The following is a 17794-nucleotide window of genomic DNA, read 5'->3' as shown; positions in this document are numbered from 1 at the left end:
CTTTGAAGTTTAGCTAAATTGCCTGTTCAAAGATAAACTATTCGAAAATTATGTGGCAACAATTCATCCAATGGCTCGAGCACTTGCAAATCCCATGCTCATTTCAAAAATACTGGGGAGTTTCTTGTCCAGGCTGTGGATTTCAATCTGCTTTAATAGAATTGCTAAAAGGTAACATCTGGGAATCTATTCAAACCTATCCAGCACTAATTCCAATTATTACAACTATACTTCTTTTCTTTATTAATCTAAAATTCAATTCAAAACTAATTTCCATTGCATTAACATCATCTTTCTTTTTAAGTATTACTCTCATACTTTCCAACTACATTAATAAATTGATTTCCTAGAGTTAATCTCCTTCTTTTCCCGCATAAAAGAATATTAAATAATTCCATACAATTCTTATATTTGCATCGATTCAAAAATAGACCAATAAAGGTCCTGTAAGCTACAAATATCAATATGAAGATTCAGGAAAGAATTAGCGCATTTGTCGAACTAGGTAAGTTCTTAAAGCAATTTTCAAAGAAGGAAATACAAATAACAAAGCACGAGTTAAACACTCAATACTTTGAAGAATTTAAGGAATTACTTAATAGAGTTTCAATCGAAAACTTATGGTTCACTCCTAATCATGTTCGAGCTTCTATATTAGGTATCTGTCAATTCTTAACAGAAGAGAATCTAAACCAATGGCTTGAAAAATACAATGTATCTGAAAATAACACCCATAAAAGTGTTGCTGTAATCATGGCGGGAAATATTCCTATGGTAGGTTTTCATGATATGCTTTCGGTATTAATTTCTGGTCACACCTTTATTGGAAAACTATCTAGCAAAGACAATCAATTGCTTGATTTCATAGCGAAACTATTAATTAGCTTGAATCCAGAATTCGAAGATCTTATCAATTTTCAATCGGGACAACTAAGTGGTGAAAGCAGATTCGATGCAATTATAGCAACCGGAAGTAACAATTCGGCCAGATATTTTGATGCCTATTTTTCAAAGTATCCTAATATTATTAGAAGAAACCGAAACTCTGTTGCGGTAATATCAGGCAATGAAACAGAAGAAGAAATTAAAGCTTTAGGGAATGATATCTTCCTTTATTTTGGTTTAGGATGTAGAAATGTATCAAAACTATATATTCCTAAAAATTACGACATTAGCAATTTATTTAAACATTGGGAAGATTATAAATACATCATCGATCACAGTAAGTACGCTAATAACTACGATTACCAGCGATCACTACTGTTAATGAATAAAATTCAACATTACGACAATGGATTTTTGTTACTACAAGAGAATACAGAAATTGCATCGCCTGTAGGTGTTGTTTACTTTGAATATTATTCCGAACTTCAGGATATAGAACAGCAATTAAAACTTGATTCTGAGTTGATTCAATGCGTTGTTGCTTCGAATTTAGATGATACCATCCCTTTTGGAAAAGCTCAGGAGCCTCAATTATGGGACTACGCTGACAATGTAGATACAATGCAATTTTTAACAAACTTATAAGAGAACTTACACAATGATATACAGATTTAAAATAACATCTACTGAGGTTGAAGATTTTGAGAGAGAGATAGAGATTGGACATGAACAAACATGGTTGGATATGCACAATGCAATTCAAAAATCTGTTGGGTATGATAGTTCTCAGATGGCCTCGTTTTACCAAATAGGTGCAGATGGACAAAGAGGTTTGGAAATTGCATTGTTTGAAATGAACACCGAGGAAGATGATAACATGAATGTAGTGGCAATGGACGTTGCTATGATTCGTGAATTCTCATCGAAAGAAAATTCTGACTTAATTTACGTATTCGACTTTTTCTCTGACAGATATTTCAATGTTGAATTAATTGAAAAGGGAATTTCAAAATCAACTTCTGATTATCCTAAGTGCATTGTTGCCAAAGGAGAAGCTCCACAACAAATAATGATGGATGCAGAAAATTTTGCTGGCCTGGATTTAGGTAGCATAGATACAGATACCAAAAAAGAAGCTCCAAAAACAGCCGACGATTATCTTGCTGATTTTGATGATGATTTTAATGAAGGGCCTGAATTTGAAAATCTTGATGATTACGAAGATATTCTATAGCAATTATCAATTAATAATGAACAATTAGTAATACCAGCATTTGGCTAAACGCATTTAAAATATGTATAAATGCGTTCAGCCTAATTGCAGCGCAATTCATAATTCATAATTCATAATTAGCCTTGTTCAAATGTCCAAGACCTTAGTTGTTATTCTAGGCCCAACCGGAGTAGGTAAAACTGATTTAAGCATCAATATTGCCAAACATTTTAGCACCGAAATCTCTTCATCCGATAGCAGACAAGTATATCGCGAAATGCGTATTGGCACAGCAGTTCCTGAACCTGAGCAACTGGCGGCTGTTAAACATCATTTTATTCACACTCATTCTATTCACGATTATTTTAGCTCATGGGAGTGCGAAAAACAAACATTGGCCTTGCTTGAAGATCTTTTCCAGGAAAAAGATCAGGTTTTATTGGTTGGAGGCAGCATGATGTATATCGATGCAGTATGTAATGGTATTGATGATATCCCTACAATTGACCCAGAATTACGCAAAGAAGTCTTCGAAACATACGAGAAGGAAGGTTTGGATTATATGCGAATGCAATTGAAACAACTCGATCCTGTTTTTTACAATCAAGTTGATTTAAAGAATGCCAAAAGAGTAATCCATGCTGTCGAAATTTGCCTGATGGCAGGAAAACCTTATTCTGAATTGAGAACCAATTCGAGAAAACAAAGAGACTTTGATATTATTAAAATAGGATTAAATCGTGATCGCGAAGAACTTTACGATAGAATTAATCGAAGAGTAGATATCATGATTGAAGAAGGATTAATTGAAGAGGCAAAATCGGTTTTTGAATACAGACACTACAACTCTCTAAATACGGTTGGTTACAAAGAGCTCTTTGAACATTTCGAAGGAAAAATCAGTTTAGAAAAAGCCATTGAACTGATCAAACGTAACTCCAGAAGATATGCTAAGCGGCAATTGTCCTGGTTTAGAAGAGATGAAGAAATTAAATGGTTCCACCCTGAACAGGAGAAAGAAATAATCGAATATTTAGATCAGAATATTTCTTAAAATTCTTTGAGTAAACCTTGGTTCGAACTACGATTTATCCTTCATAAAACCCTTTACCAAAAACACCAAATTCATCTTTACCAAGTACTTTGTGCTTCCACACAGCATCCATAAATCCTATTCCGTAGGCAAAAAGCTGCACATAGCTTGCCGCCAATGCTTTTATGCTAATTTTAATTGATTTGGTTTTAGTCAAGGCATCGGCAAAAACAAGAAACGTATACAAGAGTATCGGAAAGGCAAAAACTTGATGTAAGATTAAACCTAAAAGCAATGAGCCGATTGTTCCCAAAACAAAAAGAGATGGAAACAAGAAGAAAACCTTAAAGGTTTCAGGATAGTGTTTTGAAATGATATAGCGAGTTTTTCCAAAGCCAAAAACCTGCTTGTAAAATTTCTTAAAAGAAATTCTTCTTTTGTGAAATACGTATGCATCGCTTACCAATCGAGTTTCGAAACCACGTTTAATTACCTCAATGGCAAACACCATATCCTCGCCAGGATGCATTGTGGTCACTGGAAATCCACCTGTATTTTCATACACCGCTTTCGAAAATCCCAAATTAAAACTTCTTGGATGAAATTTATGAACCTGCTTCTTTCCTCCTCTGATTCCACCAGTAGTAAAAAAGGAAGTCATGGCATACGAAACTGCTTTCTGAAAATCAGAAAAATCATCCATAGCACCATCTGGTCCTCCATAACAATCAACAAAATTCTCACTTAATTCTTTATGAATGGTTTCCATATAATGAGCAGGCAGAATACAGTCAGAATCAAAAAACAAATAGTAGTTCCCTTGTGCCTTGGCCAAGCCATAATTTCGACCAATACTAGGACCTTGATTTTCTTTATAGTAATACGAGATATTAATTTGATCGGAATATGACTTACAAAGTTCCTCTGACGTTATGGAAGAACCATCTTCTACCACAACCAATTCAAAATCCTTATAAGTTTGAGCGGCCAAACTATCAAGTAATTCTTTCATTTCATCCGGTCGATTGTACACCGGAACTATAATTGAAAATTGAATATCAGAATGCATTCTATAATTTTTGATTGAAGTAGAAAATTTCATCCATAGGTAATCGATATCTCTCGGCTACATCTAAAGGAAAATTCTTTGAATATTGGCTTTCATTAACTGTAAATCCGGCTTTTTGCAATCGATTTGTATAATCTAAGCCATACAATCGAACATGGTCCTTTTGGCGGTACAGTCTCTCCCTCTCCTTTGGATCGGTTACCGATGGGTCCTCCTCTGTTTTTGGATTCTCGGTATCCATTGGCACTTGAAGAATCGCAAATCCATTTGGCTTTAGAATTCTATGCAACTCACTCATGGCTTTTGAGTCGCTATCTACATGTTCCAACACATGGTTGCAAATTACCACATTAAACGTATTCTCATCAAATGGAATTTCTTGCACATCGAAATGAACATCTGCAATGGGAGACTCCAAATCAGCGGTTGTATAATCTAAATTAGATTGTTCTTTAAATCTTTTATAGAAACACTGCTCTGGTGCAATGTGCAAAACCTTTAAGTTCTTATTAAAAAATTCGGTTTCATTTTTAAGGTACAACCACATTAATCGATGTCGTTCCAAGGATAAACATTTTGGACACAAACAATTGTCTCTTCCAGTTTCTTTGGTATATCCGTAAGGTAAAAACTTCCTAAACTTACCACCACAAACCGGACATTCAACTTTATTACCAATCAAAAAAACAGCAATAATTCTATTAATTAATAAACTGAGCCGAATTAAAAACGGACGAGGAAATATTTGTAGCAGTAATCTTATAACTCCTTTTATCACGATTATAAATATTTAATGATTAAGGTTTAATGATTAATTTGTAAAACTTCACTAACCATTAATAATTTAACTTTAATCACTGAGATCAGATTTCTTTTTCGATTTGGTATGTATTTCTTTCCGACGAACTACGGCTAACCAGCTCGGCAACAAAACCCGTTAAAAACAACTGAGTACCAATAATCATGGTAGCCAAAGCAATGTAAAAATAAGGGCTATCGGTTACCAGGGGAGCTTTAATTCCCTGACTCATACTATAGATTTTTTGGAATCCAATCCAAGCTGATGCGAAGAATCCAACAAAAAACATGAATGTGCCCAACAAACCAAAAAAATGCATTGGTTTTTTACCAAACTTGCTAATGAATGTTATTGATAATAGATCAAGAAATCCATTAATGAAGCGATTCAAACCAAATTTGGTCACTCCATATTTTCGCTCCTGGTGTTGCACAACTTTCTCAGTAATTCTAACAAAACCGGCTTGTTTGGCAAGAATTGGAATATATCTGTGCATTTCTCCATACACTTCAATACTCTTTATCACTTTATTCTTATATGCTTTTAGTCCACAATTAAAATCGTGCAATTTAATACCAGACATGGCACGGGCAGTTCTATTGAAAAACTTACTCGGAATGGTTTTTGAAATTGGGTCATACCTTTTTTGTTTCCAACCCGACACCAAATCAAAATCTTCCTCCTTTATCATGCGATACAATTCCGGAATTTCATCAGGAGAATCTTGCAAGTCTGCATCCATAGTAATCACTACATCACCTTGTGCAAGTTCAAATCCGCTAAAAAGTGCTGCCGATTTTCCGTAATTTCTACGAAATTTTATTCCACGAACTGCCGAATATTTCTTTTGTACATTCTCAATCACCTCCCACGAGGTATCATTACTTCCATCATCGACCATAATAATCTCATGGCTAAAATTATTTTGAGTCATTACTCTATCAATCCATGCCACCAATTCGGGAATCGATTCATCCTCGTTAAACAAAGGAACTACTACTGAAATATCCATACCGTGTATTTACTGATTTTTTGAATTGTTAAATTTATCAATACGACTGTTATTAAACAAATTTCTCTTTTGTCTAAAAAAGAATGCCACAATCAATGAAAAGAAAACTCCAGCCATAACTTTTCCTAACCACTGGCTGAATGCAAAAATACCAGGAGTAATTTTCCTGTAAAATGCCATTAACAATTCTACCTGATCATCGTCATAACCAATCTCCACAAGTCCCTTTTCGGTAAAGTCGACAGCTTCCTGTAATATTCCTCCATCAAAATAACTTGTAAGAATGTATATATACATAGCATAAAAGGAAGAAGCTACAGCAATCATTAAAGTTCCAGCTACAAAAGCACGACCATATGAAATAACACCAAATAGTACCTCATCACGATATTTTCTTACGCCAAAATATATTCCCAGAATAATCAGGCCTCTGTTTATAAACAACAGCGTAGGATTGTAATTAATCGAAACACCTTTCCAGTAAAACGTTAATGATGCCAATATTAATACGGCTCCTACTAAAGACCCAAATAAAAAAGAGTGCTTAAATAAAGTTTTGTAGTACATTTTAATTCTTTTGTGATTTTTCGAACACAAAGATATCCGATTTTACGGTAATGTCTCAATTAAAAAAGCTTAATTATTACTATCCGAAACAGCCGTTTTTACAGGAAGAACAGAAATCTGAAAATTATTTGACATTTTTTTGAAAAATTATTTCTCTGAAAATAAAACCCTTGCTGCATTCCATGAAAAAATTGTAGGAAGAAGTTTCATATTTTATTTGCGGGGAAACAACTTTTTTCTACTTTTGTCGTCGGGTAAGCACTACGCGACCAGCTCCTACTGAATCCCCCCAGGGTCGGAAGGCAGCAAGGGTAGGTGGTTGTAGCGGTGCGACGTTTTTGCTTACCCACTTTTTTTATGCCTTTTAGGTTTAAAATTGCCGATGTAGCTCAGCTGGCTAGAGCAGCTGATTTGTAATCAGCAGGTCGTGGGTTCGAGTCCCTCCACCGGCTCCATCAAAATAAAAAGAAAGTTTAACGACTTTCTTTCGTTCTTTAAAATATTTTGCAAGTAGCAATTGCCGATGTAGCTCAGCTGGCTAGAGCAGCTGATTTGTAATCAGCAGGTCGTGGGTTCGAGTCCCTCCACCGGCTCAAAAAAAGAATCGTTGTTGCGATTTGAACCAATACAAATCAACGCTGATTTGTAATCAGTCCCGAAGCTTCGGGATGAGTTCGAGTCCCTCCACCGACTCCAATGCTTAGTTAATCCTAAGTTTTAATTGTTACTTTGCCGTTGTAGCTCAGGGGTAGAGCGCTTCCTTGGTAAGGAAGAGGTCACGAGTTCAAATCTCGTCAATGGCTCAATAAATTCGCCGATGTAGCTCAGCTGGCTAGAGCAGCTGATTTGTAATCAGCAGGTCGTGGGTTCGAGTCCCTCCATCGGCTCAAAAAAAGAATCGTTGTTGCGATTTGAATCAATACAAATCAAAGCTGATTTGTAATCAGTCCCGAAGATTCGGGATGGGTTCGAGTCCCTCCATCGGCTCTATTAATACAAAAGAAAGTATAACGGTTTTCTTTCGTTCTTCAAAATATTTTTGCTTTATGCAATTGCCGATGTAGCTCAGCTGGCTAGAGCAGCTGATTTGTAATCAGCAGGTCGTGGGTTCGAGTCCCTCCATCGGCTCTATTTATATATCATACCAACATTCTTTTCGAATCAAATCGATACGAAATTATTTCACTTCTCAACTTTATTATTTGTTTAAACCTAGTATAGCTTTGTTCTTCATAAGAATTTAGTATTTTCGTTTTCGACTTAAAAACAAACTAAAAATCGTAAAATGAAGTTTTTTATTGACACAGCTAATCTTGATCAGATTAAAGAAGCACAAGATTTAGGAGTTCTTGACGGCGTAACTACCAACCCTTCTCTTATGGCTAAAGAAGGAATTAAAGGAGAAAAAAACATCAAACAACACTATGTTGATATTTGCGATATAGTTGATGGAGATGTTAGTGCTGAGGTTATAGCAACTGATTTTGACGGAATGATTTCTGAAGGAGAAGAATTAGCAGCATTACATCCTCAGATTGTTGTTAAAGTTCCTTGCACTAAGGATGGTATTAAAGCTGTAAAATACCTAAGCTCAAAAGGTATTCGCACAAACTGTACTTTAATTTTCTCAGTAGGACAAGCATTACTAGCAGCAAAAGCTGGAGCTACCTATGTTTCTCCTTTTGTAGGAAGACTTGATGATATTTCAACCGATGGTATTGAATTAATTCGTCAAATTGCTGATATGAATAATTACTATGGTTTTGAAACGCAAGTTTTAGCAGCTTCAATCCGACATACAATGCATATTATACAGTGTGTTGAAGCTGGAGCTGATGTTGCAACATGTCCGTTAAATGCAATTACAGGTCTTTTAAAGCACCCTTTAACTGATAAAGGTTTAGAACAATTCTTAGCTGACTATAATAAATTAAACAGCTAATATTATTCAAATGAAATAATCAAAGGAGTGCTTTAGCACTCCTTTCTTCTTTTATACATATTACAATTATATCCTTTGGACTGAAAATAAATAAGCTAGCATAGGATTGTTAATAAATAGAAACTTATATCTTTAAATCCCGAAATAACCCTTAACCACTACAAGATGCTTTTAAAATTGTATCCCGACAATCCCAATCACAGGGAGTTTCGGAAAATAGTTGATGTACTTAAAGATGGTGGAATAATTATTTATCCCACAGATACTGTATATGCTATTGGATGTGATATCACTAACAACAAAGCAATACAACGCATAGCTAAATTAAAAGGAACTACTGCCGAAAAAGGAAATTTTTCTCTTATCTGCAGTAATCTAAGTAATTTATCGGAGTATGCGAAAGTTGATAACTCTTCATTCAAAATAATGAAGAAAAACTTACCAGGAGCATTTACATTTATTCTTCCTGCAAGTAACAATGTCCCTAAATTATTTAAAAGCAAGAAAAAGACTGTAGGAATTAGGGTTCCTGATCATTACATTCCATTGAGAATTGTAGAAGAATTAGGCAATCCTATTATGACTACATCAATTCACGATCCAGATGAAGTAATTGAATACACTACTGATCCTGAATTAATCGATGAAAAGTATAAAAAAGATGTAGACTTGATAATTGATGGAGGATACGGAAACAATACTGCATCAACAATCATAGATTGTACAAATGGAAATTTTGAAATTATAAGACCTGGAATCGGAGAGCTTATTTTTTAATTTGATATAAAACACAAAAATGCCGACAAGAATAATCTTGCCGGCATTTTTTTATACAAATCTATGAAATTATGCTACTTTTCCTGAAGACTTTAGTAAGCTTACTCTCAAAACGATATGTCCTCCTGGTCTATTCCCAATAAATTCAGGGTAATATCCAGCATTCTCAAAATCAGTTTTTACCAAACGTATTAATTCGGTTGCGACATTCTCAAAATGATGAGTTACCACCATTTTTCCCTTACTGAAACTTTTTTCAAATTTTGTCAATACCTTGTTTGACTCTTTTTTATACTTCTCTATTTCTTTTTCAATTAAGTGATTATACTTTTCTATGTGCTCCATGAGTTAAATTAAAGATTGTTTAAAATGTATAGAAAATTTGGTTCTGCAAATATAACGACATTGTTTACGAAGTAAATTTTAAAATGTTATATTTTCATGATTAATATTTATTTTTAAATGACTAAAGAAAAATATTAATTGATTTTCAGCATTCTATAATCCTAAAAAATCACAGGTAATTTCCCTCCAATTTCTTTGCATTATTTTTTCAAAACAAAAAGCATTGCCTAACTGTAAATTACCAATACCTATATAGAGCACATTACTCTAGATTATAATTTCTGAACTTTTTCTGGCTTAAGATGTTTTTAGATTAGCTTGGATTCATTCCTAATAAACGAATTCTATAATTAAATTTTCAATCATGCTGATTATCATCTTCATATTAATACATTGGTATGCCAGTCTATTTTTCCAGACTGTTTTCTTACACAGGTATGCAGCGCATGCTATGTTTAAAATGAATCCATTTTGGGAGAAGATATTTTTTATTGCAACGTGGATCTCGCAGGGGACTTCTTATTTAAACCCATTTGCTTACGCATACATGCATCGCCTTCATCACATGCATGCTGAAAGTGAAAAGGACCCACATTCTCCAAAAAATTCTTATAATATTTTCTCTTTCATGTTGAAAACTTACGATTACTATGCATCAGTTAAGAATAGAGATATTAAAATTGAAGAAGGACTAAGTAAAAATATTCCGCGCTGGGAAAAATTTGAAAAATTCTCTGAATCATGGATTTCCAGACTAATGTGGGCATCAATCTACATATTAGTTTATTTAGCTTTTGCACCAAGTATAAATTATTTTCTGCTACTGCCCATACATTTCTTTATGAGTCCTATACATGGAGCAATCATCAATTGGTTCTCTCATAAAATTGGATATAAAAATTTTCGTCAGGATAATGACTCTACCAACCTCTTCCCCTTTGAGATTCTTTTAGGAGGAGAAGCTCTTCACAACAACCATCATGCGCAACCATGGAAAGCAAATTTTGCCAGACGATGGTTTGAATTCGATCCATCATTCGCCATCATGAGAATGATGCATGCTTTTAAAATTATTACCATCAATAAAAACGCCTTAAAATAAAGATTATGTGGTACGCAAATATTATAGAAAAAGGATTTATTCCTGATAGTCTAATAAGATTTAAAATACGAAGTCTGCTTAAGCAAAGGTTACGTGAAGAAAGTAAAAACTATAATGTTCAAGATCTTATCTCTGAATTAAAAAATAGTCCAATAGCTATTGAAACAAAAGCAGCCAACGATCAACATTACGAATTGCCAGCTACTTTCTTCGAAAAAGTATTAGGCAAATACCTTAAATATTCATGCGGGTATTGGGAACAATCTTTCACTCAACTACAAGAAGCTGAAAAGAAAATGCTTGAACTTACAGTCGAGAGAGCAGACTTGAAAGATGGTCAGGATATTCTTGAGTTGGGATGTGGTTGGGGATCATTAAGTTTATTTATGGCACAAAAGTTCTGTAATGCCAAAATAATGGTTGTCTCTAACTCCAATTCGCAAAGGAAATATATAAATGCAAAAGCAGAAAAATTAGGCGTCAAAAACCTGGAAGTTATAACAGCTGACATGAATGATTTTAAAACGGATCAGCATTTCGACAGAGTAGTGTCTGTAGAAATGTTCGAGCACATGCGCAATTATCAAAAACTGCTTTACCGCATAAATGGCTTTTTAAAACCCACGGGTAAATTATTTGTTCACATTTTTTCTCATACCAAACTAGCCTATAAATTCGAGGTTAAGAATTCTAGTGATTGGATGTCGAAATACTTTTTTACTGGTGGCATTATGCCTAGCGAAAAACTATTTGATCACTTTCAAGATCACTTAAGTATTGAAAAACGATGGCATATGAATGGCATACATTACCAAAAAACTGCAGAAGCCTGGCTAGCAAGAATGGATTCTAACAAAAATGATATCCTACCAATTTTCGAAAATACTTATGGATATCATGATGCCAAAAAATGGTGGGTTTATTGGAGAATATTTTTCATGGCTTGTGCTGAATTATGGGGCTATAAAGATGGAAAAGAGTGGAGTATTAGTCACTATTTGTTTAGTAAACGAAATCCTAACTAAAACCAATTATCATGAAAAACATAGCTTTAATATTAGTTGCATTCCTGTTCTATGGTTTTAGTTCCGGCATTGAAGACAAAACATATGTAGGAGTAGCAATAGACAACAAATCATTGGAATTTATTTACAAAGAAATTCATGAGGAATTGTTTGAAGAAGGGAAACACATTCGTACCATAACCTCCTTTGTTTGTGACCAAAATAACGAGTTTGCCAAGAGAGAGTTAGACTTTCGCAAATCATTTCAAAAACCTACCTATCGATTAATTGATAAGAGAAGCGGTTTGATAGAAGAAGTAACATACAAAGGCGATAATCAGTTTGATATCAGGTATAGAAAAAACGCAAAAAGCAAATTGAAAGAAAAGAGCATTTTTGTTCCAGAACCAGCAATAGTTGATGGTGGCTTTAATTATTTTATTAAAAACAATTGGGATCGAATTTTATCTGAGGAGAAATTAAACTTCAACTTTCTTTCTGTTGCATTCCAAGATTATTTCAGCTTCCGAATTTATCGAACTAAAGAAAAGGAAACGAAAAGTAATACCGTTGTCCTTAAAATGGAAACACAAAGTGCTTTACTTAGAATGTTGTTGAATCCAATATACATTTCATATGATTTAAATACCAGAAGAATTTTGAAATACGAAGGGATTTCGAACATTAGAAATAACAAAGGAAGTAGTTACAAAGCCTTGTTGCAATATCCAGAACTTGGACCATAAACTAAAATCAAAATGAAAGAAAAACTAGCCATAATAGGAACCGGTATTGCAGGCATGGGCGCAGCTCATTTATTGCAAAAGAACTATGATATCAGCTTATTTGAGAAAAATAAATATGTAGGCGGACATACAAATACAGTCTTTGTTGAAGAAGACGGAATAGATATTCCTATCGACACTGGCTTTATGGTATTCAACAAAGAAACCTATCCTAACCTAATTAACTTATTCAATGAGCTAAATGTTCCGATTAAAAAAACAAGCATGAGTTTTAGTGTACAGCACAAATTAAGCAGTCTGGAATATTCAGGATCAGGTTTTAATGGATTATTTGCACAAAGAAAAAACTTGTTTAGTCCAGCCTTTATTAAAATGCTACTACAAATCAATAGATTCAATAAAGAGAGTGTTCAGGATTTAAATTGTGGTTTTTTGAAAAACCTCAGTATTGCTGATTATATCAGTCAAAAATCATATGATTCTGATTTTTTAGAGAAGTACCTTCTGCCAATGAGTTCGGCAATTTGGTCAACTCCTCCAAATACCAGTTTGCAATTTCCTGCTGAAAGCCTGGTTCGTTTTTTCCTTAACCATGGGATGTTAGGCTTGGATACTCATTTTCCATGGTATACCGTTCAAAATGGTAGTGAATCTTATAAACAAAGATTAATTGCTCCATTCAGAGATAATATTAAAACCAATGTTAAAATCGATATAATAAAGAAAACAGGAGATAAAATTGAAATTATCACTAATCAGAACGAACATTATTTTTTTGATAAAGTAATTGTTGCAGCTCATGCGAACGAGGCATTACAAATGTTATCGCATCCAAATCAATTACAGCAAGAGTTGTTATCCAAATTTCAGTACCAGGAAAATATAGCTGTACTTCATTCCGATACCTCGGTAATGCCGAAGAACAAAAAGGTGTGGTCAAGTTGGAACTATTTAATCGATCAGAGAAATGGAGAAAATAGAACAACAACCATTTACAATATGAATTCTTTACAAAATGTATCAGATAAAGAAAACTATTTCGTGTCGATCAATCCAATCGATTTGGATGAAAGAAAAATCCATAAGGTCTTGACCTACTTTCATCCAATTTTTACGCTTGAATCCCTAAAGGCACAAAAGAGATTACAGGAAATTAACCAAGAAGGACAAATCTATTTTTGCGGAAGTTATTTCGGATACGGTTTTCATGAGGATGCATATGCTTCAGCAGTAGAATTATCAAAACAACTTCTTAATCAAGAAACAAATATTCAGCTAAAAGTAGGATGATCAATCAAAATGAAATATTGAATTCAGCCCTTTATTCATGCGAAGTCTATCATTCAAGAATGGAAAAGGTGAACCGAAAGTTTAGTTACAAAAGTTTTTTGTTCTATATCGATTTGGATGAATTGAATATCATTACAAAAAGAATATGGTTGATTAGTCACAACCGATTTAACTATTTCAATTTTAGAGATAAAGATCATCTTCAGCTAAATGAATCCAAAGTACAATCTGTTCGAAGTCAGATAGAACAATTCCTAAGTCAGAATGGTATTGAAACCCTTCCTAAAAGAATTTGCTTGCTTACCAATCTTTGCACTCTGGGATACCAATTCAATCCTGTGTCGTTTTTTTATTGCTTCGACTCAGATAACAAAGTCTTCGCCTGCATTGCAGAGGTAAACAATACTTTTGGTGAAATGAAACTATTCCTTCTTGATCAGAAGAATTTAAATAAAAACACTTTTAATAACCGACAAAAAAAACATTTCTATGTTTCTCCATTTATTGATCATGATGTGGATTTTGATTTCCATTTACAAGTCCCCTCAAATAAACTGTTCAATAGAATAGACAATTACAAAGGAAATCAAAAAATTTTCACTGCTACTTTAAGCGGAACCAAACAAACACTCAACAATAGAAATGTACTCAAGTTTGTTCTTCTATTCCCTCTTATCACCTTGCAAGTTATTTTCTTAATTCACTTTCAAGCACTGAAATTATTGATTTTGGGTATTCCTTATTTCAAAAAAGAAGAACACCTGAATTTACAAACAAATCGACTGAAAAAATACGAGGATAGACATTTACGGAAACATAAAAACCGAGAATATGGAAAAGATTTTAACACTACAGGACAAAATCAACTTTAAAGAACGAATATTCTTAAACTTGATTTCGAAAATGAGCAAAGGCTACATTAGTATTACATTACCAAACAAGGTTATCATAGATTTCGGTGATAAAAATTCTGAAATAAAAGCGGATATTCAAATCGCTTCAAGCGAGTTTTTCAATCGTTTATTTCTTTATGGAGATATCGGTTTTGGAGAAGCCTACGAAGATAAACTTTGGGAAACTTCTGATATTACATCTGTTATTTCATGGATAATTTTAAATATTGAAAACACACCTTCAGCTTCAGGGAGTCATGTTCGCTCTTTAGTCATGAACCTTTTAAAGTTCACGAATACTTTCATTCATAAACTTCGTGACAATACCATTAGCAAAGCTAGAAAGAACATTTCTGCACATTACGATTTGAGCAATGAGTTCTATTCTCTTTGGTTGGACAAAAGCATGACTTATTCTTCAGCCTATTTCAACCATAAGGATAGTTCACTTTACGATGCGCAGCAAGAAAAATATAAGATGCTATCAGAAAAGCTTAAAATTAATAAAGGTGATAAAATACTTGAAATTGGATGTGGCTGGGGTGGAATGGCTATATACTTGGCAAAAAATTATGATGTTGAAGTTACAGCAATTACCATTTCAAAAGAACAATATCACTATGCACAGGAAAAAGTGAAAAATGAATGTATGGAGGATAGAGTAAAAATCCTATTTATAGATTATCGTTTGGTAAATGGAAAGTACAATAAAATTGTATCTATAGAAATGCTGGAGGCTGTTGGACACAGGTTCTACAAACCATTTTTCGCTAAAATTAATGAACTCTTAACCAAAGATGGTTTATTGGCCTTGCAGGTTATTACCTGTCCTGACTCTCGTTTTAAAGAAATGAAAAATGGTGTAGATTGGATACAAAAGCACATTTTTCCAGGATCATTGTTGCCTTCGGTTTCAGCACTAAATAAAGCAATGAATCAAAGATCAAACCTAACACCAATTCACTTAGAAGATATGGGTAAACATTACGCCCAAACCTTACGATTATGGCGCGAGTCCTTCAATCAAAAAATTAATGACATAAATTCATTAGGCTTTAACAAGCAGTTTATCAGAAAATGGAACTACTACCTTTCCTATTGCGAAGCTGCTTTTGACATGCGTAATATCAATGTTATGCAGTTACTTTATTCTCGACCAAATAACACGAACTATTAAGCTATATACAACAATCATCTCATTAAAATCTTTTTATCATGTCATTTTACCAATTTTACAAAGAGCAAATATTACATGCAAGCATCGAAGAGGTTTGGGAATTTATTTCTTCACCAATCAATTTAAAAGAAATTACCCCAAAATACATGGGTTTCGATATTACTTCTGACTTAATGGATGACAAAATGTATCCAGGCATGATTATTAGTTATAAAGTAAGTCCTGTTTTAGGAATTAAAACCACTTGGGTAACAGAGATAACTCAGGTACGCGATAAATCCTATTTTGTAGATGAACAACGTGTTGGCCCCTATTCTATATGGCACCATCAACATATTATTGAACAATTGCCCAACGGGGTGATCATGAAGGATATTATATCCTACCAACCTCCTTTTGGCTTTTTAGGAGCTATTGCCAATAGGTTATTTATTAAATCGAAGTTGAATGAAATATTCGATTATCGAAGAAAAGTTTTAGATCTTCGATTTAATGCTTCCAAAATGAAGGTGAAAATAGCACCAACACTGTAAACAACTCTAGTCTTCCTAACATCATTAGAAATGCAAGGAACCATTTTGCCAAATCAGGCAAATGATGAAAATTTTCCATTGGACCAATTTCTCCAAATCCAGGTCCAACATTTCCTAATGTTGTAGCTACAGCACTGAATGAAGAGTAAATATCTGGTGTCCAAAAAGACATTAATACAGCTGATAACATGAAGATTAGGATGTAAAATACAAAAAAGGCCAAAATATTTGTAACAGTCCTTTGATCAACAACTTTAGAATTGTATCGAATCGGAATTACAGCATTAGGATGAACCAACCTCTTCAATTCGTAAAAACTATTTTTAAATAGTAATAAAATTCGAACTACCTTAACTCCCCCACCAGTTGAACCGGCTGATCCACCAACAAAGAACAAAACAAAAATTAACATGCCTAAAAATGGTGACCAGAGCAAATAATCTGCCGTTGCATAACCTGTTGTTGTAATGATAGAAACGACTGTAAACAGTGCATCTCTGAATGCTTGTTCTCCAGTTACATTTCCTGCTGCAATTAAACCAAGGGTTATTATAAAGGCAAAAAACAATACAACCAAAGTGTAAAACCTAAATTCCTCATCTTTAAAAACCTTTGTAAAACGCCCTGTTATCATTCCATATGAAAGGGTAAAGTTGGTACCTGCCACAAACATGAAAAAGATAATAGTATATTGGATATATGGAGATGTATAAAACCCTACACTCGCTTGTTTGGTGGAATATCCTCCTGTAGCCATTGTAGTTAATGAGTGATTTATAGCATCAAAAAAGCTCATCCCACCCGCATATAATAGAATGGTTTCAACTGCAGTAAAAAGCATGTACAATCCCCAAAGGTTTCTGGCAGTTTCTTTAATTCTTGGAGTCAGTTTATCTGGTGTAGGACCAGGAACTTCCGCTACAAACAGCTCACGCCCTCCAATTCCCAAAGTTGGTAGAATGGCAAGAAACATAACGATTATTCCCATACCACCCATCCATTGAGTTAGCGATCTCCAAAACAGAATACCATGAGGCAACTCCTCAATATTATTTAATATGGATGAGCCTGTTGTGGTAAAACCAGACATGGTTTCAAAAAAAGCATCTGTTACTGAAGGAATTGCTCCACTAAATAAATAGGGTAAACATCCAAATATGGAAAAAACAACCCATACTAGACTTACAATGATATATCCTTCTCTTTTACCTAAATCTTTTTGTACCCCTCTTGATAATAAATAACTAAATATTCCTACCGTAAAGGTTACTAATCCTGCTTTCAAAAAGGCAGTAGTGTCATTTCCCTGATAGATTAATGAAACCAATAATGAAATGAAAAGAAAGAAACTTTCGCCAACCAAAAGTTTTCCCAGTATATTTAAGATAATTTTAAATTTAATCACAG

18 protein-coding genes, 5 tRNA genes, 1 other RNA gene and 1 pseudogene are annotated in these 17794 nt (G+C 33.9%); 19 read left to right on the top strand and 6 right to left on the bottom strand.

Going from position 1 to position 17794, the window contains the following annotated elements:
* Window positions 1–50: 50 nt before the first annotated feature.
* The 4 genes and pseudogenes from M0051_RS19745 to miaA form a co-directional block, all read left to right on the top strand.
* Window positions 51–179: pseudogene (locus M0051_RS19745) on the top strand (DUF2752 domain-containing protein); the annotation flags it as partial.
* Between the two features lie 286 nt (window positions 180–465).
* Window positions 466–1530 (top strand): acyl-CoA reductase, encoded by a 1065-nt coding sequence (locus M0051_RS05880; protein WP_306740619.1) that lies wholly within the window; start codon window positions 466–468, stop codon window positions 1528–1530.
* A gap of 13 nt (window positions 1531–1543) precedes the next feature.
* Window positions 1544–2119: a hypothetical protein gene (locus tag M0051_RS05875; RefSeq protein WP_306740618.1), complete on the top strand. Its 576-nt coding sequence runs from the start codon at window positions 1544–1546 to the stop codon at window positions 2117–2119.
* A gap of 130 nt (window positions 2120–2249) precedes the next feature.
* Window positions 2250–3152: a tRNA (adenosine(37)-N6)-dimethylallyltransferase MiaA gene (miaA, locus tag M0051_RS05870; RefSeq protein ID WP_306740617.1), complete on the top strand. Its 903-nt coding sequence runs from the start codon at window positions 2250–2252 to the stop codon at window positions 3150–3152.
* A 34-nt stretch (window positions 3153–3186) separates the two neighbouring features.
* Here miaA and M0051_RS05865 read toward each other — a convergent pair whose 3' ends face one another.
* From M0051_RS05865 to M0051_RS05850, 4 genes are all read right to left on the bottom strand, one after another.
* A complete protein-coding gene (locus tag M0051_RS05865) occupies window positions 3187–4200 on the bottom strand; it encodes a glycosyltransferase family 2 protein (protein ID WP_306740616.1) in 1014 nt (337 codons plus the stop codon).
* Between the two features lies 1 nt (window position 4201).
* Complete coding sequence (locus M0051_RS05860; RefSeq protein ID WP_306740615.1) at window positions 4202–4978, bottom strand: class I SAM-dependent methyltransferase; 777 nt, start codon at window positions 4976–4978, stop codon at window positions 4202–4204.
* Between the two features lie 85 nt (window positions 4979–5063).
* Window positions 5064–6011, bottom strand: coding sequence for a glycosyltransferase family 2 protein (locus tag M0051_RS05855; protein ID WP_306740614.1), 948 nt, complete (start codon window positions 6009–6011; stop codon window positions 5064–5066).
* A gap of 9 nt (window positions 6012–6020) precedes the next feature.
* On the bottom strand, window positions 6021–6578 hold the full coding sequence (locus tag M0051_RS05850) for a DUF4199 domain-containing protein (protein WP_306740613.1): 558 nt from the start codon (window positions 6576–6578) through the stop codon (window positions 6021–6023).
* Between the two features lie 252 nt (window positions 6579–6830).
* Here M0051_RS05850 and ffs point away from each other — a divergent pair.
* The 8 genes from ffs to M0051_RS05810 all read left to right on the top strand — a co-directional run bounded on the left by ffs (window position 6831) and on the right by M0051_RS05810 (window position 9297).
* Window positions 6831–6929, top strand: an RNA gene (gene ffs / locus M0051_RS05845) — signal recognition particle sRNA small type.
* Between the two features lie 27 nt (window positions 6930–6956).
* A tRNA-Thr gene (locus M0051_RS05840) sits at window positions 6957–7033 on the top strand.
* 64 nt (window positions 7034–7097) lie between these two features.
* Window positions 7098–7171: transfer RNA gene (locus M0051_RS05835), tRNA-Thr, on the top strand.
* Between the two features lie 138 nt (window positions 7172–7309).
* A tRNA-Thr gene (locus tag M0051_RS05830) sits at window positions 7310–7381 on the top strand.
* Window positions 7382–7391: 10 nt separating this feature from the next.
* Window positions 7392–7465 (top strand) — tRNA-Thr (locus M0051_RS05825).
* Between the two features lie 167 nt (window positions 7466–7632).
* Window positions 7633–7706 (top strand) — tRNA-Thr (locus M0051_RS05820).
* Window positions 7707–7863: 157 nt separating this feature from the next.
* Window positions 7864–8520 carry a fructose-6-phosphate aldolase gene (fsa, locus tag M0051_RS05815; protein ID WP_110360406.1) on the top strand — a complete coding sequence of 219 codons (657 nt, stop codon included), beginning with the start codon at window positions 7864–7866 and terminating at the stop codon, window positions 8518–8520.
* Window positions 8521–8685: 165 nt separating this feature from the next.
* A complete protein-coding gene (locus M0051_RS05810) occupies window positions 8686–9297 on the top strand; it encodes an L-threonylcarbamoyladenylate synthase (protein ID WP_306740612.1) in 612 nt (203 codons plus the stop codon).
* Between the two features lie 69 nt (window positions 9298–9366).
* Here the strand turns inward: M0051_RS05810 and M0051_RS05805 are convergent, their stop codons facing one another.
* Window positions 9367–9642, bottom strand: a complete 276-nt coding sequence (locus M0051_RS05805) for a hypothetical protein (RefSeq protein WP_054716077.1) — start codon at window positions 9640–9642, stop codon at window positions 9367–9369.
* A 364-nt stretch (window positions 9643–10006) separates the two neighbouring features.
* On the opposite strand from M0051_RS05805, the gene M0051_RS05800 reads away from it, so the two are divergent.
* The 7 genes from M0051_RS05800 to M0051_RS05770 are packed head-to-tail and all read left to right on the top strand — an operon-like array spanning window position 10007 to window position 16387.
* Complete coding sequence (locus M0051_RS05800; RefSeq protein ID WP_306740611.1) at window positions 10007–10744, top strand: acyl-CoA desaturase; 738 nt, start codon at window positions 10007–10009, stop codon at window positions 10742–10744.
* Window positions 10745–10749: 5 nt separating this feature from the next.
* Complete coding sequence (locus tag M0051_RS05795) at window positions 10750–11769, top strand: cyclopropane-fatty-acyl-phospholipid synthase family protein (protein ID WP_306740610.1); 1020 nt, start codon at window positions 10750–10752, stop codon at window positions 11767–11769.
* A gap of 11 nt (window positions 11770–11780) precedes the next feature.
* Window positions 11781–12494, top strand: coding sequence for a hypothetical protein (locus M0051_RS05790; RefSeq protein ID WP_306740609.1), 714 nt, complete (start codon window positions 11781–11783; stop codon window positions 12492–12494).
* A gap of 12 nt (window positions 12495–12506) precedes the next feature.
* A complete protein-coding gene (locus M0051_RS05785) occupies window positions 12507–13784 on the top strand; it encodes an NAD(P)/FAD-dependent oxidoreductase (protein WP_306740608.1) in 1278 nt (425 codons plus the stop codon).
* Window positions 13781–14656 carry a DUF1365 domain-containing protein gene (locus tag M0051_RS05780; protein ID WP_306740607.1) on the top strand — a complete coding sequence of 292 codons (876 nt, stop codon included), beginning with the start codon at window positions 13781–13783 and terminating at the stop codon, window positions 14654–14656. The genes M0051_RS05785 and M0051_RS05780 overlap by 4 nt, the downstream gene beginning before the upstream one ends.
* Window positions 14616–15854 (top strand): cyclopropane-fatty-acyl-phospholipid synthase family protein, encoded by a 1239-nt coding sequence (locus tag M0051_RS05775; protein ID WP_306740606.1) that lies wholly within the window; start codon window positions 14616–14618, stop codon window positions 15852–15854. The genes M0051_RS05780 and M0051_RS05775 overlap by 41 nt, the downstream gene beginning before the upstream one ends.
* A gap of 38 nt (window positions 15855–15892) precedes the next feature.
* The gene (locus M0051_RS05770) at window positions 15893–16387 is read left to right on the top strand and encodes an SRPBCC family protein (protein ID WP_306740605.1); all 495 of its coding nucleotides are present in this window, start codon (window positions 15893–15895) and stop codon (window positions 16385–16387) included.
* On the opposite strand, the gene M0051_RS05765 is transcribed toward M0051_RS05770, so the two are convergent.
* Window positions 16344–17792, bottom strand: a complete 1449-nt coding sequence (locus M0051_RS05765; RefSeq protein ID WP_306740604.1) for a TrkH family potassium uptake protein — start codon at window positions 17790–17792, stop codon at window positions 16344–16346. The genes M0051_RS05770 and M0051_RS05765 overlap by 44 nt on opposite strands.
* Window positions 17793–17794: the final 2 nt, after the last annotated feature.

Origin of the sequence: Marinifilum sp. D714, from assembly GCF_030851345.1 — a bacterium.
Lineage (GTDB): Bacteria > Bacteroidota > Bacteroidia > Bacteroidales > Marinifilaceae > Marinifilum.
Note: the sequence above shows the minus strand (reverse complement) of the source record. Positions and strands in the feature narration are given on the sequence as shown.

Coding starts and splice junctions, on each gene's coding strand:
- M0051_RS05785 (WP_306740608.1), top strand. CDS start 12,507: ATGAAAGAAAAACTAGCCATAATAGGAACCGGTATTGCAGGCATGGGC.
- M0051_RS05850 (WP_306740613.1), bottom strand. CDS start 6,578: ATGTACTACAAAACTTTATTTAAGCACTCTTTTTTATTTGGGTCTTTA.
- M0051_RS05805 (WP_054716077.1), bottom strand. CDS start 9,642: ATGGAGCACATAGAAAAGTATAATCACTTAATTGAAAAAGAAATAGAG.
- M0051_RS05865 (WP_306740616.1), bottom strand. CDS start 4,200: ATGCATTCTGATATTCAATTTTCAATTATAGTTCCGGTGTACAATCGA.
- M0051_RS05780 (WP_306740607.1), top strand. CDS start 13,781: ATGATCAATCAAAATGAAATATTGAATTCAGCCCTTTATTCATGCGAA.
- M0051_RS05775 (WP_306740606.1), top strand. CDS start 14,616: ATGGAAAAGATTTTAACACTACAGGACAAAATCAACTTTAAAGAACGA.
- miaA (WP_306740617.1), top strand. CDS start 2,250: ATGTCCAAGACCTTAGTTGTTATTCTAGGCCCAACCGGAGTAGGTAAA.
- M0051_RS05795 (WP_306740610.1), top strand. CDS start 10,750: ATGTGGTACGCAAATATTATAGAAAAAGGATTTATTCCTGATAGTCTA.
- M0051_RS05810 (WP_306740612.1), top strand. CDS start 8,686: ATGCTTTTAAAATTGTATCCCGACAATCCCAATCACAGGGAGTTTCGG.
- M0051_RS05800 (WP_306740611.1), top strand. CDS start 10,007: ATGCTGATTATCATCTTCATATTAATACATTGGTATGCCAGTCTATTT.
- M0051_RS05855 (WP_306740614.1), bottom strand. CDS start 6,011: ATGGATATTTCAGTAGTAGTTCCTTTGTTTAACGAGGATGAATCGATT.
- M0051_RS05875 (WP_306740618.1), top strand. CDS start 1,544: ATGATATACAGATTTAAAATAACATCTACTGAGGTTGAAGATTTTGAG.
- M0051_RS05790 (WP_306740609.1), top strand. CDS start 11,781: ATGAAAAACATAGCTTTAATATTAGTTGCATTCCTGTTCTATGGTTTT.
- M0051_RS05880 (WP_306740619.1), top strand. CDS start 466: ATGAAGATTCAGGAAAGAATTAGCGCATTTGTCGAACTAGGTAAGTTC.
- M0051_RS05770 (WP_306740605.1), top strand. CDS start 15,893: ATGTCATTTTACCAATTTTACAAAGAGCAAATATTACATGCAAGCATC.
- fsa (WP_110360406.1), top strand. CDS start 7,864: ATGAAGTTTTTTATTGACACAGCTAATCTTGATCAGATTAAAGAAGCA.